The organism is Salmonella sp. NW722 (assembly GCF_051702785.1).
Taxonomy (GTDB): Bacteria; Pseudomonadota; Gammaproteobacteria; order Enterobacterales; family Enterobacteriaceae; genus Salmonella; species Salmonella enterica.
Genome location: NZ_JAMMIN010000006.1, coordinates 272,481 through 295,710, shown reverse-complemented (window position 1 = coordinate 295,710; position 23,230 = coordinate 272,481). Strand labels below are relative to the sequence as shown.

23 protein-coding genes and 1 pseudogene are annotated in these 23,230 nt (G+C 52.8%); 8 read left to right on the top strand and 16 right to left on the bottom strand.

What is annotated here, in order from left to right; genetic code table 11:
• Positions 1-53: 53 nt before the first annotated feature.
• The 3 genes from gntR to NA330_RS16880 form a co-directional block, all read right to left on the bottom strand.
• The gene (gene gntR, locus NA330_RS16890) at positions 54-1,049 is read right to left on the bottom strand and encodes a gluconate operon transcriptional repressor GntR (RefSeq protein WP_000730239.1); all 996 of its coding nucleotides are present in this window, start codon (positions 1,047-1,049) and stop codon (positions 54-56) included.
• Positions 1,050-1,178: 129 nt separating this feature from the next.
• Entirely contained in the window at positions 1,179-1,874 is a 696-nt protein-coding gene (locus NA330_RS16885; protein ID WP_023241889.1) for a pirin family protein, read from the bottom strand.
• A gap of 123 nt (positions 1,875-1,997) precedes the next feature.
• Positions 1,998-3,035, bottom strand: a complete 1,038-nt coding sequence (locus NA330_RS16880; RefSeq protein WP_001728080.1) for an oxidoreductase — start codon at positions 3,033-3,035, stop codon at positions 1,998-2,000.
• Positions 3,036-3,502: 467 nt separating this feature from the next.
• Between NA330_RS16880 and yhhY the strand changes: the two genes are divergently transcribed.
• The 5 genes from yhhY (at position 3,503) to NA330_RS16855 (ending at position 8,303) form a co-directional block, all read left to right on the top strand.
• Positions 3,503-3,991, top strand: coding sequence for an N-acetyltransferase (gene yhhY / locus NA330_RS16875; protein WP_001290278.1), 489 nt, complete (start codon positions 3,503-3,505; stop codon positions 3,989-3,991).
• A 264-nt stretch (positions 3,992-4,255) separates the two neighbouring features.
• Positions 4,256-5,470, top strand: coding sequence for a PfkB family carbohydrate kinase (locus NA330_RS16870; RefSeq protein ID WP_000667440.1), 1,215 nt, complete (start codon positions 4,256-4,258; stop codon positions 5,468-5,470).
• Between the two features lie 15 nt (positions 5,471-5,485).
• On the top strand, positions 5,486-6,247 hold the full coding sequence (locus tag NA330_RS16865; protein ID WP_001066509.1) for a glutamine amidotransferase: 762 nt from the start codon (positions 5,486-5,488) through the stop codon (positions 6,245-6,247).
• A 53-nt stretch (positions 6,248-6,300) separates the two neighbouring features.
• On the top strand, positions 6,301-7,272 hold the full coding sequence (locus NA330_RS16860) for a DMT family transporter (protein WP_001038949.1): 972 nt from the start codon (positions 6,301-6,303) through the stop codon (positions 7,270-7,272).
• A complete protein-coding gene (locus NA330_RS16855) occupies positions 7,269-8,303 on the top strand; it encodes a phosphotriesterase family protein (protein WP_000675710.1) in 1,035 nt (344 codons plus the stop codon). The genes NA330_RS16860 and NA330_RS16855 overlap by 4 nt, the downstream gene beginning before the upstream one ends.
• 44 nt (positions 8,304-8,347) lie before the next feature.
• On the opposite strand, the gene ggt is transcribed toward NA330_RS16855, so the two are convergent.
• Positions 8,348-10,090, bottom strand: coding sequence for a gamma-glutamyltransferase (ggt, locus tag NA330_RS16850; protein WP_023241888.1), 1,743 nt, complete (start codon positions 10,088-10,090; stop codon positions 8,348-8,350).
• Between the two features lie 125 nt (positions 10,091-10,215).
• Here ggt and NA330_RS16845 point away from each other — a divergent pair, with 125 nt between their 5' ends.
• Positions 10,216-10,632: a DUF2756 family protein gene (locus NA330_RS16845; protein WP_023224168.1), complete on the top strand. Its 417-nt coding sequence runs from the start codon at positions 10,216-10,218 to the stop codon at positions 10,630-10,632.
• 12 nt (positions 10,633-10,644) lie between these two features.
• On the opposite strand, the gene ugpQ is transcribed toward NA330_RS16845, so the two are convergent.
• The 11 genes from ugpQ to livK form a co-directional block, all read right to left on the bottom strand.
• Positions 10,645-11,385 carry a glycerophosphodiester phosphodiesterase gene (ugpQ, locus tag NA330_RS16840; protein ID WP_023241887.1) on the bottom strand — a complete coding sequence of 247 codons (741 nt, stop codon included), beginning with the start codon at positions 11,383-11,385 and terminating at the stop codon, positions 10,645-10,647.
• On the bottom strand, positions 11,382-12,452 hold the full coding sequence (locus tag NA330_RS16835) for a sn-glycerol-3-phosphate import ATP-binding protein UgpC (RefSeq protein ID WP_000907838.1): 1,071 nt from the start codon (positions 12,450-12,452) through the stop codon (positions 11,382-11,384). Before NA330_RS16835 ends, ugpQ begins: the two co-directional genes overlap by 4 nt.
• 1 nt (position 12,453) lies before the next feature.
• Entirely contained in the window at positions 12,454-13,299 is an 846-nt protein-coding gene (ugpE, locus tag NA330_RS16830) for a sn-glycerol-3-phosphate ABC transporter permease UgpE (RefSeq protein WP_000572196.1), read from the bottom strand.
• Complete coding sequence (gene ugpA, locus NA330_RS16825; RefSeq protein WP_000099303.1) at positions 13,296-14,183, bottom strand: sn-glycerol-3-phosphate ABC transporter permease UgpA; 888 nt, start codon at positions 14,181-14,183, stop codon at positions 13,296-13,298. Before ugpA ends, ugpE begins: the two co-directional genes overlap by 4 nt.
• A gap of 104 nt (positions 14,184-14,287) precedes the next feature.
• Entirely contained in the window at positions 14,288-15,604 is a 1,317-nt protein-coding gene (ugpB, locus tag NA330_RS16820; RefSeq protein WP_000624747.1) for a sn-glycerol-3-phosphate ABC transporter substrate-binding protein UgpB, read from the bottom strand.
• A 232-nt stretch (positions 15,605-15,836) separates the two neighbouring features.
• Entirely contained in the window at positions 15,837-16,115 is a 279-nt protein-coding gene (locus NA330_RS16815) for a hypothetical protein (protein ID WP_000621260.1), read from the bottom strand.
• Between the two features lie 163 nt (positions 16,116-16,278).
• Positions 16,279-16,992 carry a high-affinity branched-chain amino acid ABC transporter ATP-binding protein LivF gene (gene livF / locus NA330_RS16810; RefSeq protein ID WP_000416114.1) on the bottom strand — a complete coding sequence of 238 codons (714 nt, stop codon included), beginning with the start codon at positions 16,990-16,992 and terminating at the stop codon, positions 16,279-16,281.
• A 1-nt stretch (position 16,993) separates the two neighbouring features.
• Positions 16,994-17,761 (bottom strand): high-affinity branched-chain amino acid ABC transporter ATP-binding protein LivG, encoded by a 768-nt coding sequence (gene livG / locus NA330_RS16805; protein WP_000082083.1) that lies wholly within the window; start codon positions 17,759-17,761, stop codon positions 16,994-16,996.
• Complete coding sequence (livM, locus tag NA330_RS16800) at positions 17,758-19,035, bottom strand: branched chain amino acid ABC transporter permease LivM (protein WP_000803766.1); 1,278 nt, start codon at positions 19,033-19,035, stop codon at positions 17,758-17,760. Before livM ends, livG begins: the two co-directional genes overlap by 4 nt.
• Positions 19,032-19,958: a high-affinity branched-chain amino acid ABC transporter permease LivH gene (gene livH, locus NA330_RS16795; RefSeq protein WP_000003007.1), complete on the bottom strand. Its 927-nt coding sequence runs from the start codon at positions 19,956-19,958 to the stop codon at positions 19,032-19,034. The genes livM and livH overlap by 4 nt, the downstream gene beginning before the upstream one ends.
• 59 nt (positions 19,959-20,017) lie before the next feature.
• Positions 20,018-21,127: a high-affinity branched-chain amino acid ABC transporter substrate-binding protein LivK gene (gene livK / locus NA330_RS16790; RefSeq protein WP_000822977.1), complete on the bottom strand. Its 1,110-nt coding sequence runs from the start codon at positions 21,125-21,127 to the stop codon at positions 20,018-20,020.
• A 421-nt stretch (positions 21,128-21,548) separates the two neighbouring features.
• On the opposite strand from livK, the gene panM reads away from it, so the two are divergent.
• Positions 21,549-21,932, top strand: a complete 384-nt coding sequence (gene panM / locus NA330_RS16785) for an aspartate 1-decarboxylase autocleavage activator PanM (protein ID WP_000778872.1) — start codon at positions 21,549-21,551, stop codon at positions 21,930-21,932.
• Positions 21,917-22,011 (top strand): annotated as a pseudogene (locus NA330_RS16780) (hypothetical protein); the annotation flags it as partial. The gene panM and the pseudogene NA330_RS16780, both read left to right, overlap by 16 nt.
• 41 nt (positions 22,012-22,052) lie before the next feature.
• Here NA330_RS16780 and livJ read toward each other — a convergent pair.
• Complete coding sequence (gene livJ / locus NA330_RS16775) at positions 22,053-23,156, bottom strand: branched chain amino acid ABC transporter substrate-binding protein LivJ (RefSeq protein WP_023241886.1); 1,104 nt, start codon at positions 23,154-23,156, stop codon at positions 22,053-22,055.
• Between the last annotated feature and the right edge of the window lie 74 nt (positions 23,157-23,230).

Genomic DNA, 23,230 nt, shown 5'->3' with positions numbered 1-23,230 from the left:
ATGACCATTCGTGCCAAAAGTGAATAAGTGTGAGCTACTTCAAAGTTGTCAGACTAAATAGATCCGCCCGGTGACAAGGTGAAACCTAAATCTAACATTTTCGGCGTGACCGTTTCGCCGCGAATGCGGGCCAACAGACGTTCCGCGCCAATGCTGCCCATTCGCTCGCGCGGCGTCAGGACGCTTGCCAGACGCGGTTCCATCACCTGGCCGATGTCATGACCGTGGAACCCGGCGATCGCCATGTCGTCCGGGATTTTTAGCCCCAGGCGCTGGCATTCGAAGGCCGCCCCCACCGCCAGGTCATCGTTGGTGCAAAAAATACCGTCAAGCTGTGGGTATTCGCGTCGCGCCTGGCGCATGAGTTCGATACCGGAAGAGTAGGATGAAGATTGCTCCATCATCACACTGTAAGGAACCAGGCCGGCGTCCCGCATCGCCTGTTCATAGCCCTTCTGCTTGATGATAGTACGTTCGTCGAGGCGCGCCCCCAGATAGGCGATATGACGATGACCACGCGCGATAATCGCGGCGGTCATCTGACGGGCGGCCTCGAAGTTGTCAAAACCAACGGCAATATCGAGACACGGCGACTGGCTGTCCATCAGTTCCACCACCGGAATCCCGGCGACTTCGATCATTTTTAAGGTGCGCGGCGTATGGGTACGCTCAGTGAGGATCAGGCCGTCGATATTCCAGGAGAGCATCGATTCCAGGCGCTCCTGCTCCATCTCCGGTTTATAGCCGTAGTGCGCCAGCATGGTCTGATACCCGTGGGCATCGGTGACGGCCTCAATGCCGCGTAACACTTCCGCAAAGACCTGGTTGGTTAAAGACGGCAGCAGAACGCCAATGGCGCGGCTGGTGGCGTTGGAAAGAATGTCAGGCGCGCGATTAGGAATGTACCCGAGCTCATCAAGCGCAGCCGCAATTTTACCCCGCAGCGCGACGGAGACCTGCTCCGGATTACGCAAAAAACGGCTGACCGTCATTTTGGTCACGCCCACACGGTCGGCCACATCCTGAAGTACGGGTCTTTTCTTTTTCATCGTCCTGAAAGGTATAAAAGGGATAGATTTGCCCAGTTTACCACGGACGTGCGGAATTAATGACAAACGATGAAAAGCCGGATGGCAACGCTTTCGCGTCTTATCCGGCCTACAAAAGGTTACAGCACGTTAGACTGGCGGCAGGTCAAACAGTAACACTTCGCTGTCGCTGTCGGCATGAATCGAGATTGCCTGCTCATCCCAAATCGCCAGGCCATCGCTGGTGGTGGCTTTAGTACCGTTAATAGTCACGTTACCTTTTACCACCTGTATCCAGACGCGGCGCTCAGCGGCAATCTGATGCACCGACTGCTCATCTTTGAGCAGCGCCCAGCGGTACAGCTCCATATCCTGGTGGACCTTCAGCGAACCATCGCGAGCATCTGGCGAAAGCACCAGTTGCTTGCCCTGCGCGGCGTCGAAGCGACGCTGTTCGTAGCGCGGCGTGATGCCGGTTTCTTGCGGAATGATCCAGATCTGGTACAGCCGCAGACGATCCGTTTTGCTCGGGTTGTACTCGGAGTGGCGAACGCCGGTCCCGGCGCTCATAATCTGGAATTCACCGGCCGGAACCTGTTCTTTATTGCCCATACTGTCCTGGTGTTCTACGGCACCTTCCAGCACATAGGTCAAAATTTCCATGTCTTTATGCGGATGCGTGCCGAACCCCTGGCCTGCGTCGATCACATCGTCGTTAATCACACGCAGCGCCGAGAACCCCATAAAGTTCGGATTGTAATAATCGGCAAAAGAAAAGGTATGCCAGGAGTCAAGCCAGCCATGATTCGCATGACCGCGGTCGTTTGCTTTGCGTAAGTAGATCATTGTGTTCACCCCCAGATGTTTTCGATGGAATAAGTGTGGACTCATTCCGTCCGGGATCATAGAGGGTGAAAATTGACTCCTCTGTTCAAAAAATATGAATAAGCGCAGAGGAGTCTGTAAGGGCTATTTAGCGAGGGTTATCGTCGCAGGCGATGCCTGTTCGAAAGCACGCTCGAGGATTTCCAGATTGGTAAGAACTTCAGATTCCTTGACGTAATTAGGCGTACCGACGGTCAACGTCTGGTACAGCGCATCATAAACACGACCATAGTCACCCGTTTCCGGTTTCACCTCTTCTTTCACCGTAACGCCGTCGTCATTGACATACTCCAGCACACCGACGGATTCGTCAGCGGCGAAACCGGGTTCGCCAGGCATAATGTTCGCTTTCAGGCTGGTTTCTTGTTGATCGATACCGTATTTCACAAACGAACCTTTGGTGCCGTGAACAATAAACTTCGGATAGTCGATTTTCACCAGATGGCTGGTTTTAACGATAGCCTTCAAATCGCCATAAAACAGTTGCGCTTCAAAGGTGTCATCCGGATTCGCTTTATTACGCAGGCTACGAATGTCATACGCGACATGATCCGGACGGCCAAATAGCGAAATAATTTGATCCATGGTGTGGACGCCAAGTCCGTAGAAAGCGCCATCCTGCGGCAGGCCCGGTTTGGTTTCTGCTACCGGGCGGTAATAATCGAAATGGCTTTCAATTTCGACAATCTTGCCCAGTTTGCCGCTCTCAATCGCTTTTTTAGCCGTGAGAAAACAGGAATCAAAACGCCGATTCTGATACGGCGTGACGGTCAGTCCTTTGCTTCGCGCCAGGTCGAACAACACTTTTGCCTCCGCCAGCGTCGGCGTGAAAGGTTTCTCAACCAGCACATTTTTACCCGCTTCCAGCGCGCGTTTGGCGTATTCGAAATGGCTGTCAGCATGCGTACAGACGATCACCAGTTTTACCTGCGGATCGCCCAACACCTCATCCAGATCGCTGGTGAAATGAATATGCGAATACTGCGGCGCCTGCTCTTCCGGTTTAGCGTGACGACGGAAAATATGCGCGACATGCCAGGTATCTTTCCGATTCAGAACGTAGGGGAGATGGTAACGGGTGGTACTTTTGCCGAATCCAATAAATGCGCAGTGTAAGGTCATGAGACGATCCTTTTGAAGATGATTGTTTACACCATAGCGCAAAGCGTGAGGAGACTGAATGTTGGATTCTTTGCCGGATGCGGCGTTGCCTTTTTGGGCCTACAAAAGCAGATGCCTCAAGATCGGCCGTCGGCGTCGCGGTCAGTTTGTTCACGGCAAGCGCGCAGGGCCCGGAGCGTACTATATGTACGTGAGGAGCACGAGCACTTCCCGGGGACAAAATGACAAGTAAGCCAGGCTGAAACAAAACCCAAAAAAAAGCCAGCAAAAGCTGGCCAAAATAATACTGGAAGCAATGTGAGCAATGTCGTGCTTTCAGGTTCTCCGTAGGGGTTCCCCTGAATGCAAGGCAATAATAATCATTCTCATTCGCAGTTGTCTACTTCTTTTTGCAAAAAAAATGCGGTTGACGGAATTTTCTTTCTCAGCGAGTGTAAATACACAATTAACCCTGCAGGAGATAAGGAATGAGTGAAATAGTGATACGCCACGCTGAACCGAAAGATTACGATGCCATTCGTCAGATCCACGCCCAGCCGGAGGTGTACCACAACACGCTACAGGTTCCTCATCCTTCCCTCGAAATGTGGCAGGCGCGGCTAACCGAGCAAGCCGGGGTTAAACAACTGGTTGCCTGCATTGACGATATTGTCGTTGGCCATCTTTCTATTCAGGTCACCCAACGTCCCCGTCGCAGCCACGTGGCCGATTTTGGTATCTGCGTGGATGCCCGGTGGCACAATCGCGGCATTGCCAGCGCGCTGATCCGCACGATGATCGACATGTGTGACAACTGGCTGCGCGTTGACCGTATCGAGTTAACGGTGTTTGTTGATAACGAGCCCGCCGTGGCGGTGTATAAGAAGTACGGCTTTGAAATCGAAGGCACTGGTAAGAAATACGGCCTGCGCAACGGTGAGTACGTTGATGCGTACTTTATGGCGCGCGTGAAATAGCGCTTCCCCGCCCCACCCTGTGGGGCGAAACGTCACAAACCTTCACAACATTCCAGTTATTGCAACCTACTTCCCCTATATCAAAACAATAACCATCTGAATTTCATGGTTATTACCACTTTAAGCTTTATCACCGTTTTTTCCGTAATTTTAGCAATATTAATATTACATTTTTGTTTTTTTTTGGTTTCTGCCATCACTTTATGGTGACAATCACAACAATATACTCCTCCCGGGACTAATTTAACCACGGTGAGGTAAAAAATGAAATTTGAACGCCATCATAGAATATTGAAGGAACTCAGTATTTCGGGAGTTGTAAAAGTTTCAAATCTGGCGAAAAGTCTCAAGGTAACAAAGGAAACTATTCGTTCAGATCTCAATGAACTTGCCGGACAGGGATATCTTACTCGCTGTCATGGTGGTGCATTTATTACCCTTGATTCTCTTGATAACGTCGCAAAAAATGAAATTGCTTATGTGCTGGAAAAATATGAATCAGCGCAGAAAATAAAAAAAGGTCTCTCTGCCATGAAAAATAATGTATGTGTTATTGGCTCGTTCAATGTTGATATTATCAGTTATCTACCGAGATTACCCTCAACGGGAGAATCATTGCTGGCCGATAAATTTATTTTTTCACCCGGCGGTAAGGGATGTAATCAGGCATTAGCAGCAAGCTATGCCGATTCTGATGTGCATTTTATTACTAAAGTCGGCTCAGACCATTTTAGCGATTACGCCATTAATTTTATAAACTCATCAAAAATCCATAAAAGTGTTATCTACCAGACCAAAGAAACACAAACAGGTACAGCAACCATCATGGTCAATGGGGATACCGGAGATAACGTCATCGCTATCTACCCTGGCGCCAACATGACAATCTCCCCTGATGAAATCACCATTCAGAAAGAAGCTATTGTTCATTCAGATATTGTTCTTGTGCAACTGGAAACGAATTACGAAGCACTGCAGCAAACAATTCGTCTCGCACAAAAAAATGACATACCGGTTATTATCAATCCAGCGCCGTACAATGACATGGTTAACACCATCATTGATAACATTGACTATATTACGCCAAATGAAACGGAAGCAGGCCTGCTGGCCAATATGGCGGTTAATGATATCGAATCAGCTAAATGCGCGGCCAAAATTATTCATCAGAAAGGTGTCAAAAATACCATTATTACGTTAGGTAGCAAAGGTTCTCTCGCTTATGACGGAACACAATTCATCTATTCCCCGGCATTTCCGGCAGTTGTAAAAAATACCGCTGGCGCTGGCGACGCTTTCAATGGGGCCCTCGCGTCTGGCCTTGCCAAAGGAAAGTCACTGGCATCCGCATTATGCTACGCCAGCGCATTTGCCTCACTTGCGGTTGAAACACCTAATGCCTCTGATATGCCGGAAAACGACTCCGTTCTTCATCGCATTCAGGGTTCACATTACAAACAAACTATCTCTACTCACTAAATCAAGGGGCAGACTATGAACAATACGCAGAAAAAACTAAAGGTGCTCTTTATTGGAGAATCCTGGCATATTCATATGATTCATTCAAAAGGTTATGACAGTTTCACCTCCAGTAAATATGAAGAAGGCGCTACATGGTTACTGGAATGCTTGAGGAAAGGCGGCGTTGATATTGATTACATGCCTGCCCACACGGTACAAATTGCCTTTCCAGAGAGTATTGACGAATTAAACCGTTACGATGTGATTGTTATTAGCGACATTGGTAGTAATACCTTCCTGTTGCAAAACGAGACATTTTATCAGCTAAAAATAAAACCAAACGCTCTGGAGTCCATTAAAGAGTACGTCAAAAATGGCGGTGGACTACTCATGATTGGCGGTTATCTGTCATTTATGGGTATTGAGGCAAAAGCCAATTATAAGAACACCGTTCTTGCTGAGGTTCTGCCAGTTATTATGCTTGATGGCGATGACCGGGTAGAAAAGCCCGAGGGTATCTGTGCTGAGGCTGTCTCACCTGAACATCCTGTTGTTAACGGGTTCTCAGATTACCCGGTATTTCTTGGATATAACCAGGCCGTCGCCAGAGACGATGCCGATGTCGTATTAACAATAAATAATGACCCATTGTTAGTGTTTGGTGAATACCAACAGGGTAAAACCGCCTGCTTTATGAGTGACTGCTCCCCACACTGGGGAACCCAGCAGTTTATGTCATGGCCATTTTATACCGACCTGTGGGTCAACACGCTTCAATTCATCGCCAGAAAATAAAAAACAATGGAGTAACGAAAGTTACTCCTTTTATAAAATATAAGGATTGATGTATGAACAAGAATAAGTACTCAACCCCCTTACTGATGCTTGCCACCATCTTAGCCGGTATGCTTTCCCCGATGCAGTCTGCCGTTAATGGGCAGTTAGGACATTGGTTACAAGACGGTAATGCTTGCGCAGTAATCTCGTTTGCCAGCGGTCTGGTCGTCATGTTTTTTATTATTATTGCGCGCAAAGAAACACGCCAGCAATTCGCCTCAATCCCTACTCTGATTAAAAAGAGAAAAATCCCGCTATGGAATTGGTTTGCAGGATTATGCGGGGCGATGGTCGTATTTTCTGAAGGCGCATCCGCCAGCGCGCTGGGCGTTGCCACCTTTCAAACGGCATTAATTTCCGCTCTGCTTCTTTCCGGCCTGCTGTGCGACCGTTTTGGCATCGGTGTGGAGGAGAAGAAATATTTTACGCCATGGCGCATTACTGGCGCATTGTTCGCCGTTATCGCCACCATTTTTGTCGTGTCGCCACAGTGGCACTCAACCTCGTTTATCCTGCTCGCTATCCTCCCCTTTTTGGCAGGGTTACTCGCTGGCTGGCAGCCTGCGGGGAATGCGAAAGTCGCCGAGGCAACGGGCTCCATGCTGGTGTCCATTACATGGAACTTCATCGTCGGCTTTTGTGTCCTGGGCGCAGCGCTGGCGATACGTATCGCATTAGGCCATGTCACCATCCAGTTACCCGATACATGGTGGATGTATCTCGGTGGTCCGCTGGGTCTGCTGTCCATCGGGCTAATGGCGATTCTGGTGAGAGGCTTAGGACTATTGATGCTGGGCGTAGCGTCAACAGCAGGCCAACTGCTTGGCTCAGTGCTAATTGATGAATTGATCCCTTCATTAGGCAATACGGTCTACCTGGTCACCATCATCGGTACGCTGTTCGCGTTAGTCGGTGCGATTGTGACCACCATCCCTGAATACAGAGCATCCAAAATGGCGCAAAGAATGGAGGTGTCAGAATGAAAGGTTTCCTGCAAACCGTAACAGGCCCGGTGGCGCATACGGATATGGGGCTGACGCTACCGCATGAACATCTGTTTAACGATCTGTCTTCGGTCGTAGACGAGCCACATTATGCTTTTTCACAGCAACTGGTGGGAAAGAAAGTCAGTGCTGACCTGCAGTGGGGGCTGAAACACGACCCATACTGCTGCGCCGATAACATGGACCGCAAAGAGATTGATGATGTTATCTTCGAAATCAATAACTTTATGTCTTTGGGCGGCAGGACGATTGTCGACGCCACCGGTTCAGAATCCATTGGACGGGACGCCTCAGCGCTACGAGAAGTTGCCTTAAAAACGGGTTTGAATATCGTTGCGTCATCCGGACCTTATCTGGAGAAATTTGAAAGTACCCGGATCCATAAACCTGTTGAGCTGTTAGCCTCACTCATTGATAAAGAACTGAATCAGGGTATTGGCGAGACGGATATTCGCGCTGGCATGATCGGTGAAATCGGCGTATCTCCCGCGTTTACCCAAGCGGAGCGTAACAGCCTGCGGGCAGCGTCTCTGGCACAATGTAACAACCCCCACACGGCGATGAATATCCATATGCCAGGGTGGCTGCGACTGGGTGATGAGGTGCTGGATATCGTGCTGGAAGAAATGAACGTCTCTCCGGCAAAAGTCTCGCTGGCGCATTCGGACCCTTCAGGAAAAGATGTCGTCTATCAACGTAAAATGCTCGACCGTGGCGTATGGCTTGAATTTGACATGATTGGTCTGGACATCACCTTTCCAAAAGAAGGTGTCGCGCCGGGCGTTCAGGAGACCGCAGATGCAGTAGCGAATCTGATTGCACTGGGTTACGCCGACCAAATCGTTTTAAGCCATGATGTTTTTCTCAAACAGATGTGGGCGAAAAATGGCGGAAATGGCTGGGGGTTTGTCCCGAATGTCTTCCTCGCCTATCTGGCTGCTCGCGGAGTAGACAACGATACTCTGCGCAAGCTTTGTATTGATAATCCAGCCCGATTACTCACGGCATAATCTGCAAATAGCCCGGTGTCTGACACCGGGCCTGGAATTAAAAATCAGTATCCCGCCGTTAAATCATCCACCGAACGCGGGTCAGACGCGCCATACAGTTCGCCATCCGGTCCAACCATAATACTTTGGGTGCTGCCCATCGCTTCTTTCAGCGCCACTTTCTGCCCTTTCTGTTCCAGCAACTTCAGCGTATCGGGGCTGAAGCCCTTTTCTACCCGCAGCTCGTCCGGCAACCATTGATGATGGAAACGCGGCGCGTTGGTCGCTTCGGCGACGTTCATGCCAAAATCAATGCTGTTCACTACCATTTGCAGCACAGTAGTGATGATTCGACTCCCGCCAGGACTGCCGGTCACCAGCCAGGTTTTGCCCTCTTTAACGACGATAGTGGGCGACATCGACGACAGCGGACGCTTCTTCGGACCGACCGCGTTAGCATCGCCGCCCACCAGGCCATAAACATTAGGTACACCGGGTTTAGCAGAAAAATCATCCATTTGATTATTCAGCAGAATACCGGTATTTCCCGCCACAATTCCTGTGCCGAAGGTGGTGTTCAGGGTATAGGTCACCGCCACAGCATTGCCGTCTTTATCCACCACCGAGAAGTGGGTGGTCTGGTTGCTTTCATACGGGGCGAGCTTGCCCGGTTTTATCTGGCTGGAAGGTTTGGCCTTGTTGATATCAATTTGATCGGCCAGCGTTTTCGCATAGGCTTTGTGGGTCAGCGCCTGCCACGGCACTTTCACAAAGTCCGGATCGCCCAGATACTCTGAGCGGTCAGCGTAGGCGTATTTTTCCGCTTCCGCCATGATTTGCATGGCATCGGCGCTGCCAAAGCCGAACTTCTTCATGTCGAAATTTTCAAGAATATTAAGGATCTGTACGATGTGAATACCGCCCGAGGATGGCGGCGGCATGGAGAAGACCTGATACCCGCGATAGTCACCGCTGATTGGCGTACGCTCAACGGCTTTATAGCTGGCTAAATCCTCTTTGATCATCAGACCGCCGTTCTTCTGCATTTCTCCGGCAATCTGGTCAGCAATCGCCCCTTTATAAAACGCATCCGGGCCGTTTTCGGCAATCATTTCCAGGCTTTTCGCCAGATTCTTCTGGACCAGCTTATCGCCTTTTTTCAGCGGCTCGCCGTCTTTCCAGAAAATGGCTTTGCTGTTCTCATGGTTGGGGATCACTTCGCTGCCGTAAGTTTTTAAGTCGTCGGCCAGCGCATCGTTAACCACAAAACCCTCTTCCGCCAGCTTCATCGCCGGACGCACCACTTTATTCAGCGGCATCGTGCCGTATTTCTCCAGCGCCAGCGAGAACCCCGCCACGGTACCTGGCGTACCGGATGCCAGATGCGACGTCAGCGACTTTTTCGCATCGGCGTTACCCTGATCGTCGAGGAACATATCACGGGTCGCGCCAGCAGGCGCCATTTCACGAAAATCGATCGCCGTGGTAGCGCCATCTTTAGTGCGCAGCAGCATAAATCCTCCGCCGCCCAGATTCCCGGCTTGCGGATGCGTGACAGCCAGCGCATAGCCCACGGCGACGGCGGCATCCACGGCATTACCGCCCTGCTTTAAGATATCCACGCCAACCTGCGTCGCCATTGCATCCACGGACGCCACCATCCCTTGCGTCGCCCGTACAGGATGAAAGACATCTTCTTCAACACCATAGGAGACTGGCGGCGCGACGGGAGGATTGGCCACCGCGCTAAACGTCCCCCCGGCCAGCAGAGCGGCGATCGCCACCCAGCGCATAAACGTTGGTTTCATCGTTGTTTTTCTCCAGATAAATGGGTGTATGTCCCGTTTAATCCTGGTCCACAACGCTTAAAAAATCATCATCATGGCGAAATAGAGGTACACTTAAAAAGAGGCCTCATCGGGAGGAGACGACAATGAAACGCTTACTACTTATTACGGCTTTGTTACCCTTTGCTGTATTGGCACAGCCAATTAACACTATGAATAATCCTAATCAGCCAGGTTATAAGATTCCCAGCCAGCAGCGTATGCAGACGCAGATGCAAACGCAGCAGATTCAGCAGCAGGGTATGTTGAAACAACAGATGCAAACGCAGGCGCGCAGCCAGCAGCAAAATCTACAGTCGCAGTTGAATGCCAATACGCAGCGGGTTCAGCAGGGACAGCCGGGCAACGGTATGCTCGGCCAGCAAACGCTGCCCAATACGCAGGGCGGAATGCTCAGCGGCAGCGGAAATCCGGACCGGATGCTAAACCATTCCCAGCCAATGTTGCAGCAGGACAGCGGGACGCCGCAGCCTGACATCCCGCTGAAAACCATCAGCCCTTAAAACTGACAGCCCTTAAAACTGAAAGTGAGGGCCGATGTCATCAATACGATCGGTGCAGATACAATCCACGCCCCAGCGCAGCAGCTCTGCCGCCCGCTGGGGCTGATTGACGGTATACACCAGAATCCGCAGACCCGCGGCCTTAATCTCTTGCACTCGCGTCTCATCGAGTAATTTATGGTTGAGATGGAGGGAAACACAGCCCAGACGGATCGTCAGTTCACGCCAGTCTTCACGCCATTTATCCAGCAGTAACCCGCGCGGCAGTTCAGGTGCTGCCGCCTGCGCCGCTTCCAGCGCCTCTATCTCAAAGGAAGAAAGCAGCGGCGGCGTCATCCCGGTCCACAGTTCGCGGGCGGCCAACGCCACGACGCGTCCTGTTAGCCTTCCGCTCCCCGTTGTCGGTTTGATCTCAATATTCGCCATCATGCCGTGTTTACGGCAGCGCTCCGCCACCTGCGAGAGCAACGGCAGCGGCTCGCCTTTAAATTCGCCGCTAAACCAACCGCCAGCGTCCACACGCAATAAATCCTGCCAGTTCAACTCGCCCGCCACGCCCCAACCGTTGCTGGTGCGCTCCAGGTTATCGTCATGCAGCAGGAAAATTTCGCCGTCTTTCGACAGCTTGGCATCAAACTCAATCATGGTGTGCCCGTATCGCGCGCCCACGTCAATCGCCGCCAGAGTGTTTTCCGGCGCCAGTTTACCGCCGCCGCGATGGGCGACAATGTGGGGATAAGGCCAGTTACTCATACACGTTGTCCTGTTTCGCCATCAAAAAGATGTCGCTGATGTTCCGGCAGATGCAGCCATAGCGTACTGCCCGCCGCCGGGCGCTGCTGATGCGCCAACCGCACCACCAGTTTCTGATCGCCCCAGCGCCCATGCGCCAGATTATCCGCGCCCAGAATCTCCAGCGTATCTACCGTTAGCGGCACGCCGCCTTCCGCCTGCGAGCTTAACGCAATATGCTCCGGTCGGATACCCAGCGTCATGTTACGTCCGGCATGACCCCGATAGTCCGCACCTATTGGTAACGCCAGACCGCCAGGCAATTCGAAACGGTCGCCGGAAGCGCTGATAACGCCGTCCAACAGGTTCATCGCCGGGCTGCCAATAAAGCTCGCCACGAAGCGACTGGCCGGTTTTTCATACACCTCTACCGGCGTGCCAATCTGTTCTGCGACGCCTTTATTCATCACCATCACCCGCTGGGCCAGCGTCATCGCCTCTACCTGATCGTGAGTAACATAGAGCGAGGTGGTACGAAGGCGACGATGCAGATGTTGTAACTCCAGACGCATCTGCACGCGCAGCTTGGCGTCGAGATTAGAGAGCGGTTCGTCGAATAAGAAGACTGCCGGCTCGCGGACGATCGCGCGCCCCATTGCCACGCGCTGCCGTTGACCGCCGGAAAGCTCGCGTGGACGGCGTTTAAGCAGGCCGTCCAGCTCCAGAATGCGCGCCGCCTCCCGCACGCGTTCTTCAATATGCGCTTTGCTCATACCGCGAATTTTTAGTCCCCACGCCATGTTCTCCTCTACGCTCATATGGGGATAGAGAGCATAGTTCTGAAATACCATCGCGATGCCGCGATCTTTGGGCTCCATCTCGGTGACACGTTTGCGATCAATCCAGATATCGCCGCTGGTCACGCGTTCCAGACCGGCCACCATCCGCAACAACGTTGATTTGCCGCAGCCGGACGGCCCGACCATCACGATAAATTCGCCATCCGCCACGTCCAGCGTCAGCGGTTGAATTACCTGGGTTTTGCCGTCCCAGCTTTTGGTTACTGCCTGTAGTTTTAAACCAGCCATTTTATTTCTCACTATCGACCAGGCCACGCACAAACGCGCGCTGCATGGCTAAAACGATGACAACCGGGGGAATAAGGGTGAGCAGCATTGCCGCCATCACCTGGTTCCATTGCGTGGTACCTTCGCCAGTGGCGATCATCCCTTTGATACCCGCTACGGCAGTGCCAAGATTCACGTCGGTGATAATCAACAGCGGCCACAGATACTGGTTCCAGCCGTAGATAAAGGTGATGACGAATAACGCCGCCAGGTTGGTTTTTGACAGCGGCAACACGATGTCGCGGAAAAAGCGCATCGGCGACGCGCCGTCAATACGGGCCGCCTCCACCAGTTCATCCGGAAGCGTCATAAAGAACTGACGAAACAGGAAAGTGGCGGTAGCGGACGCCATCAGCGGTAGCGTCAGACCGGCATAGCTGTCGAGCATTTTCAGGTTGGCGATCACTTCCACCGTCGGGAAGATACGCACTTCAACCGGCAGCATCAGGGTGATAAAAATCATCCAGAAGAACAGGTTACGCAGGGGAAAACGAAACCAGACGATGGCGAATGCGGAAAGCATAGATACCGTGATTTTGCCTACCGTAATGCTGAACGCCATAATGAAACTGTTAAGCATCATCAGCCAGAATGGCGCGCTATTAACACCGACGCCGTTGACCCAAATAGTTTTGATATTCTCCAGTAACTGCGTGCCGGGAAGCAGCGTCATCGGCGTCTCAAACACCGCGCGGTCGTCCAGCGTCGCCGCGACAAACGCGACATACAGCGGAAACAAAATGACCGCGATCCCCAGAATCAGCATGGTATGGCTGAATATTGTCAGCCCGCGACGATTCTCTATCATTGGTAACGCACCTTACTTTCTACATAGCGGAACTGCACCACCGTCAGAATGATGACGAGGAACATCAACACCACCGACTGCGCGGCGGACGCCGAGAGATCCAGGCCGGTAAACCCTTCGCGATAAATCTTATAAATCAGCGTCGTGGTGGCTTGTACCGGCCCGCCGGCGGTCGCGGCGTCGATCACCGGGAAGGTGTCGAAAAAGGCGTACACCAGGTTGACCACCAGCAGGAAGAAACTGACCGGCGCAATAAGCGGCAAAGAAAGCCGGAAGAAACGACGAATCGGCCCGGCGCCGTCAATGGCCGCCGCTTCCACCAGCGAGCGGGGAATGGATTGCAGCGCGGCAAAGAAGAATAAAAAGTTGTAACTAATCTGCTTCCAGACTGACGCAAATACCACCAGGAACATCGCCTGACCGCTGTTTTGCGCGTGGTTCCAGTCATAGCCGAATTCGCCGAGGAAATGGGTGATTAATCCCCGCCCCGGGTTAAACAGGAAAATCCACAATACGGCGGCGACGGCGGGCGCGACGGCATAAGGCAGCAGCATCAGCGTCTGATAAAAACGGCTGCCGCGCACCACGTAATCCACCAGGGCGGCGAAAAACAGCGAGACCAGCAGGCCGCTAAACGTGACCAGCGCGCTGAATTTAATCGTCGTCCAGAAGGCGTCGAGATAATAACTGTCGTGAAAAAGCGCGACAAAATTCTCCAGCCCGACAAATTGGCTGGAAAAACCAAACGGATCGACGCTTTGCAGCGAATACCACAGCGCTTCGCCCGCAGGCCAGATAAAGAAAATAACGGTGATAACCAACTGCGGGGCAACCAGTAAATACGGCAGCCAGCGCGAGCGGAACACCGGACGGGATGATGACATGAAGGTTCTTTTCCTGGAAGGTGCCGGATGGCGGTGCAAGCACCTTATCCGGCCTACAAACGCTGTAGGCCTGATAAGCGCAGCGCCACCAGGCACTTATACACTTAAGATTTGCTCGCTTTCTCAAAACGACGCAGTAACTGATTCCCGCGATCCACCGCGGTATCCAACGCCTGTTGTGGGGTTTTCTTCCCGGTCCAGACGCTTTCCAGCTCTTCGTCCACGATGGTACGAATCTGCGGCATATTGCCCAGACGCAAGCCTTTGGTGAAGGGTAACGGCGGCTTATTCAACATCTGGCGAGTGGCGATATCCGCACCGGGGTTTTTATCGTAATAACCCTGCTCGCGGGTCAGCTCGTAGGCGGCGGTGGTAATCGGCAGGTAGCCGGTTTTTTGATGCCATTCAGCAGCGTTTTCCGGTTTTGCCAGGAAGTCGAGGAATTTGGCGACGCCGGTATAGGTTTCTTTATCTTTACCCTGCATGACCCATAGGCTGGCTCCGCCGATAATGGCGTTTTGCGGCGCGCCCTTGATATCAGCGTCGTACGGCATCATACCCACGCCATAGTTAAATTTGGCATACTGGCGGATATTGGCGAGCGAGCCGGAGGACGCGGTTGTCATCGCGCAGTCACCGTTATAAAACTTCTCGGTAGACTCGTCCTTACGCCCAACATAGCTAAAATCGCCTTTTTTATTCATCTCTTCCAGCAGCGCGATATGTTTCACCTGCTCTGGTTTATTAAACTCCAGCACCGCATCTGTACCGTCAAAGCCATTGTTTTTACTGGCGAAGGGGAGACCGTTCCAGGCGCTGAAGTTTTCCAGTTGGATCCAACCTTGCCAGCCGCTGGCGTAACCGCATTTCATGCCTGCCGCTCTCAGTTTCGCGGTATAGTCAGCCAGCTCCTGCCAGGTTTTCGGCGGCTGTTCCGGATCTAAACCGGCTTTCTTAAAGGCGTCTTTGTTGTAGTACAGTACCGGCGTGGAGCTGTTAAAGGGCTGGGAGAGCAGATGCCCGCTTTTAGCATCGGTGTAGTAGCCTGCAACGGTTGGTACAAACTGGGACTCGTCAAAGTTAATACCGGCGTCTTTAAACACTTCATAAACCGGCTTAATGGCTTTCGAGGCCATCATGGTCGCTGTCCCAACCTCATAAACCTGCAATATTGCCGGCGCGTTGCCGGTACGGAATGCCGCGATCCCGGCGCTCAGGTTCTGTTCATAGTTCCCCTTATAGACCGGAACGATTTTGTAATCCGGATTGGCCTGGTTGAAACGTTGCGCCAGTGAATCAACTTCTTTGCCTAACTCCCCTTCCATTGAATGCCAGAATGGAATAGTGGTGACGGCCAACGCCTGACCCGTAAATGCCAGACTCAGCGCCAGTCCTAAAGCTGTATGTCGTAACGATATCATCGGTTATCTCTCTTTTTGTGCCGGGATGCGCGATATCACGCGTTTTATGTTCGCGGGGGTAACATGACATGCTCGAATGACAGAAAAATAACTTTTTTATTACAAAAAAAAGATAGTAAGGCGACAGAGAGATGGCAAGGCAGTGAAAGCGCCGGAAAAGAAAAGTGGGAGCTACGGCACGTCTGACAGCGTAATGCTGACCAGACATGCGTTATTTGGCTGGCGTCAGCAGTTAATCACGATGAGAATACTTTTTGTACAGATTTTGTAAGCGCCGCTGATCTCGCCGCTCGCGTTCACGCTGAATGTCGGATTTTTCATCCTCCCACGTTGCACAATCCGGATGATGACGCACTTCGCAGGTCGTTGCGGCCAGTGGATAAGGCGTTGCGGTTTCTTCTTGCCAGATAGCAGGATCGCGGGGATCAAAATCGTTTGAGGTTAAGGCGTTAACACTGAACGAAGCCGCGAACAACAGCGTTCCCATTATGCAGGCGCCTGAACGTATCATCCTTGCTCCTTCTTCGGTGGTTATAGTTGATAACTATTCTCAACTATAACATGTTGGTACGAAAAATGTTCTACTGATTTGCCGAATGCCGAGTAATCCGCCAGGTCCGGTAAGCGGTAGCGCCACCGGGCGCGTTTGCCAGATGGCAGCTGTAAACTGCGCCTTATCCGCCCAGATAGGCGCTGCGCACCGCTTCGTTCGCCAGCAGCGCATCACCGGTATCGGATAGCACCACGTGGCCGTTTTCCAGCACATAACCGCGGTCGGCGAGCTTCAGCGCCTGGTTAGCGTTTTGCTCGACAAGGAAGATGGTCATACCCTGCTCGCGCAACTGCTCAATGGTGTCGAAGATCTGCTGGATGATGATCGGCGCCAGCCCCAGCGACGGTTCATCCAGCAGCAATAGCCTCGGCTGGCTCATCAGCGCGCGGCCAATCGCCAGCATCTGCTGTTCGCCGCCGGACATGGTGCCCGCTCGCTGGATACGGCGTTCATGCAGGCGCGGAAACAGCTCGTACACCCATTTGATACGCTCCTGAAACCGATCGCGCTCGGCAAAAAAACCGCCCATCGCCAGATTCTCTTCTACCGTCATCCGCGAGAAGACGCGCCGCCCTTCCGGCACTATCGCCACCGCTTCACGCATGATTTTCGCCGTCTGCCAGTCGGTGATGTCTTTACCGTCAAACACCACCCGTCCGCTGGAGGCGCGCGGATCGCCGCACAAGGTGCCAAGCAGCGTCGTTTTCCCCGCGCCGTTAGCGCCAATCAGGGTAACGATTTCCCCCTGGTTGATGTGCAGACTGACGTCGTGCAGCGCCTGAATCTTGCCGTAGTGGGCGCTGACTTTTTCAAACGTTAACATCGTTTTTTCCATCTTATGCCTCACCCAGATAAGCGCGGATGACGTCCGGGTTGTTGCGGATCTCTTCCGGCGTGCCGTTCGCCAGCGGCGTGCCCTGGTTCACCACGTAAATGCGATCGGAAATGCCCATCACCAGCTTCATATCGTGTTCAATCAGCAAGATAGTGGTGTTGTGATGGTTACGTAGTTCGGCAATCAGCTCATCCAGCTCTTTGGTCTCTTTCGGGTTAAGGCCGGCCGCCGGTTCGTCGAGCATCAGAATTTCTGGCTGCGTCACCATGCAGCGGGCAATCTCCAGCCGACGCTGGTCGCCGTAGGCCAGATTACTGGCCTGGCGGTTGGCATGTTCCAGCAGGCCAATACGCTCAAGCCAGGTCGCCGCGCGGTCCAGCGCTTCGCTTTGCGCGCGGCGGAAAGCGGGCGTTTTCAACAGGCCGGAAAAGAGGCCCGTTTTCAGTTGCTGGTGCTGCGCCACCAGCAGGTTTTCAATCACCGTCATTTCGCGAAACAGGCGCACATGCTGGAAAGTGCGTACCACGCCCATGCGGGCGATCTGCTGGCCCGGCAATCCTTCCAGATGCCGCTCGCGCAACGTGATCGTACCGCCTGTCGGCTTATAAAAACCGGTCAGGCAGTTAAACACCGTCGTTTTACCCGCGCCGTTAGGGCCAATCAGCGACACAATTTCCCGCTCACGCAATTCCAGCGATACATTGTTGACCGCCAGCAAACCGCCAAAGCGCATCATCAGGCCGTTAACCGCTAATAATGGCTGACTCATGCCTGCTCTCCTTTCGCCTGACCACTTTTCAGCTTCAACTGCGGACGCGTCATCGGCAACAATCCCTGCGGGCGCCAGATCATCATCAACACCATTAAACCGCCGAGCATCAACATGCTGTATTCGTTGAAATCGCGCATCAACTCGCGCGACACCACCAACAGAACCGCCGCCAGGATCACCGCAAACTGCGAGCCCATTCCGCCCAGCACCACAATCGCCAGCACGAAGGCGGATTCGGCGAAGGTGAAGGATTCCGGGCTGACAAAGCCCTGGCGGGCGGCAAACAACGTCCCGGCGAAACCGGCAAACGCGGCGCTGATAGTAAAAGCGGTCAGCTTGATGCGCGTCGGGCTTAAACCTAATGAGCGACAGGCGATCTCATCTTCACGCAACGCTTCCCACGCCCGGCCCAGCGGCATACGCAGCAGGCGGTTAATGACAAACAACGACAGGACCACCAGCAACAGGGCCACCAGATAGAGGAAAATGACCCGGTCGGATGGGTCGTACTTCACGCCAAAGAAATTGCTGAAGGTATCCCAGCCGCCTTCGCGGGTACTGCGGCTAAACTCCAGACCAAACAGCGTCGGTTTGGGGATCTGACTGATACCGTTCGGGCCGCCGGTAATTTCAGTGTTGTTGAGCAACAGGATACGGACGATTTCGCCGAAGCCGAGCGTCACAATCGCCAGATAGTCGCCGCGCAGGCGCAGTACCGGGAAGCCGAGCAGGAAACCGGCGGCGGCGGAGACCAGTCCCGCCAGCGGCAGGCAGGTCCAGAAACCCAAACCATAATAGTGGTTGAGCAGCGCAAAGGTATAAGCGCCGATGGCGTAAAAGCCGCCGTAGCCCAATACCAGCAGGCCGGACAGCCCCACCACCACGTTCAGCCCCAGACCGAGGATGATATAAATCATGGTCATAGTGGCGATATCCACGCTACCGCGCGACACCATAAACGGCCACGCCACGGCGATAACCAGCAGCGCCATCAGAAACAGCTTTTGCTTAACGGTAGAGCCATCGATCGCCGGCAGAATAAACTTCGGTCCGGAGACGTGCTTCACCGCTTTCTGGAACATCGGACGCAGCAACTGAAAGAAAAAAACCACTGCCGTACCGATAAAGATCCACTGCCAGCGAATGTCGGCGGCGGTATCCACCACCAGTTTGGTGCCGTCCAGCTCCAGTTGTACGCCCATGAAGACGCCAGCCAGAACGAAGAACATCGCCGCAGAGAACAGAGCCATCGCAATATGCATCGGTTTCATACTTTCTCTACCTCCGGACGCCCCAGGATACCGGTCGGCATCACCAGCAGTACCAGAATCAGCAGAGCGAACGACACGACATCTTTATATTCGGTACTTAAATATGCAGACGAGAGCGCTTCGGCAACGCCCAAAATCAGACCGCCGATCATCGCGCCCGGAATGCTGCCAATACCGCCCAGCACCGCCGCGGTGAACGCTTTCATCCCGGCCATAAAACCGATGTAGGGGTTAATCACGCCGTAAAATTGCCCAAGCAGCACACCCGCCACCGCCGCCATTGCCGCGCCGATAACAAACGTTAGCGCAATGACGCGGTCGGTATTAATGCCGAGCAGGCTAGCCATTTTCAGATCCTCCGCGCAGGCGCGGCAGGCGCGGCCCATCCGGGAGTAGCGAATGAAAATGGTGAGCGCCAGCATAGCCAGAAAGGTGACTATCCAGATAACCGCCTGCATGGTGGTGATGGACGCGGAAAAGTTTTCGCTGCTGCCCACAATCCACTGGCCGTTAAACAGGCTGGGTAACGCCACGTCGCGCGAACCTTCCGTCAGGCTGACGTAGTTTTGCAGGAAGATGGACATCCCGATGGCGGAAATCAGGGCAATCAGGCGCTTGGAATTGCGCACAGGCCGGTAAGCGACTCGCTCGATACTCCAGCCGTAGGCGCTGGCAATAATAATCGCGCCGATAAATCCGGCGGCCACCAGGAGCCAACTGGTGTCTATTCCCATCATCATTAGCGCGGCGATGATCATAAAAGAGACGTAGCTGCCGATCATATACACCTCGCCATGAGCGAAGTTGATCATGCCGATAATGCCGTACACCATCGTATAACCGATAGCAATCAGCGCGTAGGTGCTCCCCAGCGTGACGCCGTTAAACATCTGCTGCAAGAAATAGAGAAACTGCTCGGACATAAGGTAACCTTTTTAAACCCGCCCGGCGTGCGGGCGGTGGGATAACTTATCTTCTGGCATTACTTCGCGACGGTTGACGAGCCGTCGGCGTGCCACTGGAAGACGCCAAATTCAAATCCCTTAAGATCGCCTTTTTCATCCCATTTCAGCGGCCCAATAACGGTATCAGCCCCGTTCGCTTTAAGATCTTTCACCAGATCCAGTGGAGCATGGCTGGCGCTACGCGTCATTGCGGTCGTCAGCGACTGGACGGCGGCGTAGGTGATCCAGACGTACGGACCGCTGGGATCTTTCTTGTCGGCTTTCAGCGCCTCGACAATCGCCTTATTCGCCGGGTCCTGGTCATAACGTTTTGGCATCGTCACCAACATGCCTTCCGCCGCACCGCCCGCAATATTGGACAGCGACGCGTTACCCACGCCTTCCGGCCCCATAAATTGCGTTTTCAGGCCATTAGCCCGCGCCTGGCGCAGCATCTGCCCCATTTCCGGGTAGTAGCCGCCGTAATACACAAAGTCGATATTCTCTTTTTGCAAGCGAGCAATCAGGGCGGAGAAATCTTTTTCACCGGCGGTAATACCATCAAAAAAGACAATATTGGCATTGCCCTGCTTCAGGCCATCCTGCACGGAGCGCGCCAGTCCTTCGCCGTATTGCTGTTTATCGTGAATGATAGCGATGCGCTGCGGTTTCACCGTTTCCAGGATGTATTTCGCGGCCGTTGGCCCCTGGGAGGAGTCCAGGCCGGCGGTACGCATAATGTACTGATAGCCGCGCTGGGTCAGCTCCGGGTTAGTCGCCCCCGGGGAGATCATCAGAATACCTTCATCTTCATAGATATCGGATGCTGGCTGAGTAGAAGAAGAACACAAGTGACCAATAACGTACTGAATACCGTCGTTAACGATTTTGTTGGCCACCGCCACCGCCTGTTTTGGATCGCAGGCATCATCGTACTCTACGCCGACCAGCTTATCGCCTTTAATACCGCCTTTAGCGTTGATGTCTTTAATGGCCTGGCGCGCGCCGTTAAATTCCATATCGCCCCATTGCGCTACCGGGCCGGACATCGCCCCGACTATGGCGACTTTAATATCATCTGCCATTGCCCCCTGCGAGACTGCTAATGCAACAATCCCTGCGATTATTGTTTTCGCTTTCCGTTTCATGTGCCTGTATCCCCATTCGTGATGTTATATGTTTTGTTTTTTGCTGGTTAAAAAGCAGACTGTACTTTTTATAAATGGTGCGCTTTTTACTGACTCATTAATGAGTTAGCGCAGAATTTAAAGCATAATAAGATTAAAATCTCTATTTTTCAGTCTATTAAGAAAAGATAATATTCTGCTTTTCGCTATAGATAAACAAAAAAAAGCACGCTTGTCAGCATAAAATAACGGCATATTAAGCGGAATAATTCACTAGCATTCAGGGAATTATGCTGCCTGTTTTCCATTCTCTAATGCTTCAAACTGTAATTATCGTTGTTAAAAAATTAATAACCTGGTAAATGACACAAAAAAGAGAAAGCATCTGGCCTGCCTGTTTCGGTACACTGATCGCATCTTTTGAAATCGGGACAAGCCGTCGATGAAGCTGACCATTCTTCGTTTAGAACACTTTAGCGCTCAGGATCAGATCGATCTGGGCAAAATCTGGCCGGAATATTCCGCCTCCTCATTAAGCGTAGATGAAACGCACCGGATTTATGCCGCGCGGTTTAACGAGCGTTTGTTGGGCGCCGTAAGAGTGACGCTGAGCGGAACGCAGGGCGCGCTGGATTCCTTACGCGTGCGTGAAATCACCCGTCGCCGCGGCGTCGGGCAATACCTGGTAGAAGAAGTCATCCGCGATAATCCCAACGTCTCGTCGTGGTGGATGGCGGATGTCGGTGTTGAAGACCGTAGCGTGATGGCCGCGTTTATGCAGGCGTTAGGGTTTACGGCCCAGGCGGATGGCTGGGAAAAAAGATAAAAAAGCCGGATGGCGCTGACGCTTATCCGGCCTACATGCCGGGAGCAAAAAATAAAAAACCACCTCGCAATTTTCCAGGTATGTAGGCCGGGTAAGGCGAAGCCGCCACCCGGCACTCAATTACTTCGCGTCGGTCGCCGTACCATTCGCATGCCAGTCAAACACGCCGAACTCAAATCCTTTCAGATCGCCTTTCTCATCCCACGACAGCGGTCCCATTACGGTGTCGACCGTGGCGCCTTTCAGGTATTTGGCGATTTCCGCCGGATCGTCAGACTGGTTCAGACCCGCCTGCAACGATTGCAGCGCGGCGTAGGTGGTCCACACGAATGCGCCGCTAGGATCTTGTTTCTTGGCTTTGATGGCATCCACAATCGGTTTGTTCGCCGGGACCTGATCGTAGTTCTTCGGTTTGGTGACCAGTAAGCCTTCCGCCGACTCTCCGGCGATGTTAGACAGCGAGACGTTCGCGACCCCTTCCGGCCCCATAAACTGGGTTTTCAGCCCTGCGGCGCGGGACTGGCGCAAAATCTGCCCCATTTCCGGGTGATAACCGCCGTAGTAGACAAAGTCGATATTCTCTTTCTTCAGGCGCGCAACCAGAGTGGAGAAATCTTTTTCGCCAGCGGTGATGCCGTCAAAGAATAAGACGTTAACGCCGCCTTTCTTCAGACCGTCCTGCACCGCGCGCGCCAGCCCTTCGCCGTACTGCTGCTTATCGTGGATAATCGCGATGCGCTGCGGTTTTACCTTCTCCAGAATATACTTTGCCGCCGTTGGCCCCTGGTCAGAGTCCAAGCCGGTCGTGCGCAAAATCAGGTTATAGCCGCGCGCGGTCAGCTCCGGCGCGGTCGCCGCCGGGGTTATCATCAGGATGCCTTCGTCTTCGTAGATATCAGACGCTGGCTGTGTGGAAGAGGAGCATAAGTGACCGATAACATACTTGATGCCGTCGTTCACCACTTTGTTAGCGACAGCTACCGCCTGTTTCGGGTCACAGGCGTCGTCATATTTCACCGCGACGAGCTTATCGCCTTTAATACCGCCTTTCGCATTGATATCGGCAATTGCCTGCTCCGCACCGGTAAATTCCTGGTCGCCATACTGCGCCACCGGACCGGACATCGCGCCGACAACCGCGACTTTAATGTCCTCTGCGAATGCCATATGGCTTAATGACAGGGCGATACATCCTGCCAATAACGTTTTACCCTTCATATTCATCCTGATAATCCCCATTATTCTGGTTGTTACGTGTGTTGTGGTGTTATTGTTCAGCACTTTATTTCGATTATTGG

What these genes read in the sequence shown, in the direction of transcription:
- gntR (WP_000730239.1), bottom strand. Translation starts at nt 1,049, where the DNA reads ATGAAAAAGAAAAGACCCGTACTTCAGGATGTGGCCGACCGTGTGGGC.
- NA330_RS16885 (WP_023241889.1), bottom strand. Translation starts at nt 1,874, where the DNA reads ATGATCTACTTACGCAAAGCAAACGACCGCGGTCATGCGAATCATGGC.
- NA330_RS16880 (WP_001728080.1), bottom strand. Translation starts at nt 3,035, where the DNA reads ATGACCTTACACTGCGCATTTATTGGATTCGGCAAAAGTACCACCCGT.
- yhhY (WP_001290278.1), top strand. Translation starts at nt 3,503, where the DNA reads ATGAGTGAAATAGTGATACGCCACGCTGAACCGAAAGATTACGATGCC.
- NA330_RS16870 (WP_000667440.1), top strand. Translation starts at nt 4,256, where the DNA reads ATGAAATTTGAACGCCATCATAGAATATTGAAGGAACTCAGTATTTCG.
- NA330_RS16865 (WP_001066509.1), top strand. Translation starts at nt 5,486, where the DNA reads ATGAACAATACGCAGAAAAAACTAAAGGTGCTCTTTATTGGAGAATCC.
- NA330_RS16860 (WP_001038949.1), top strand. Translation starts at nt 6,301, where the DNA reads ATGAACAAGAATAAGTACTCAACCCCCTTACTGATGCTTGCCACCATC.
- NA330_RS16855 (WP_000675710.1), top strand. Translation starts at nt 7,269, where the DNA reads ATGAAAGGTTTCCTGCAAACCGTAACAGGCCCGGTGGCGCATACGGAT.
- ggt (WP_023241888.1), bottom strand. Translation starts at nt 10,090, where the DNA reads ATGAAACCAACGTTTATGCGCTGGGTGGCGATCGCCGCTCTGCTGGCC.
- NA330_RS16845 (WP_023224168.1), top strand. Translation starts at nt 10,216, where the DNA reads ATGAAACGCTTACTACTTATTACGGCTTTGTTACCCTTTGCTGTATTG.
- ugpQ (WP_023241887.1), bottom strand. Translation starts at nt 11,385, where the DNA reads ATGAGTAACTGGCCTTATCCCCACATTGTCGCCCATCGCGGCGGCGGT.
- NA330_RS16835 (WP_000907838.1), bottom strand. Translation starts at nt 12,452, where the DNA reads ATGGCTGGTTTAAAACTACAGGCAGTAACCAAAAGCTGGGACGGCAAA.
- ugpE (WP_000572196.1), bottom strand. Translation starts at nt 13,299, where the DNA reads ATGATAGAGAATCGTCGCGGGCTGACAATATTCAGCCATACCATGCTG.
- ugpA (WP_000099303.1), bottom strand. Translation starts at nt 14,183, where the DNA reads ATGTCATCATCCCGTCCGGTGTTCCGCTCGCGCTGGCTGCCGTATTTA.
- ugpB (WP_000624747.1), bottom strand. Translation starts at nt 15,604, where the DNA reads ATGATATCGTTACGACATACAGCTTTAGGACTGGCGCTGAGTCTGGCA.
- NA330_RS16815 (WP_000621260.1), bottom strand. Translation starts at nt 16,115, where the DNA reads ATGATACGTTCAGGCGCCTGCATAATGGGAACGCTGTTGTTCGCGGCT.
- livF (WP_000416114.1), bottom strand. Translation starts at nt 16,992, where the DNA reads ATGGAAAAAACGATGTTAACGTTTGAAAAAGTCAGCGCCCACTACGGC.
- livG (WP_000082083.1), bottom strand. Translation starts at nt 17,761, where the DNA reads ATGAGTCAGCCATTATTAGCGGTTAACGGCCTGATGATGCGCTTTGGC.
- livM (WP_000803766.1), bottom strand. Translation starts at nt 19,035, where the DNA reads ATGAAACCGATGCATATTGCGATGGCTCTGTTCTCTGCGGCGATGTTC.
- livH (WP_000003007.1), bottom strand. Translation starts at nt 19,958, where the DNA reads ATGTCCGAGCAGTTTCTCTATTTCTTGCAGCAGATGTTTAACGGCGTC.
- livK (WP_000822977.1), bottom strand. Translation starts at nt 21,127, where the DNA reads ATGAAACGGAAAGCGAAAACAATAATCGCAGGGATTGTTGCATTAGCA.
- panM (WP_000778872.1), top strand. Translation starts at nt 21,549, where the DNA reads ATGAAGCTGACCATTCTTCGTTTAGAACACTTTAGCGCTCAGGATCAG.
- livJ (WP_023241886.1), bottom strand. Translation starts at nt 23,156, where the DNA reads ATGAATATGAAGGGTAAAACGTTATTGGCAGGATGTATCGCCCTGTCA.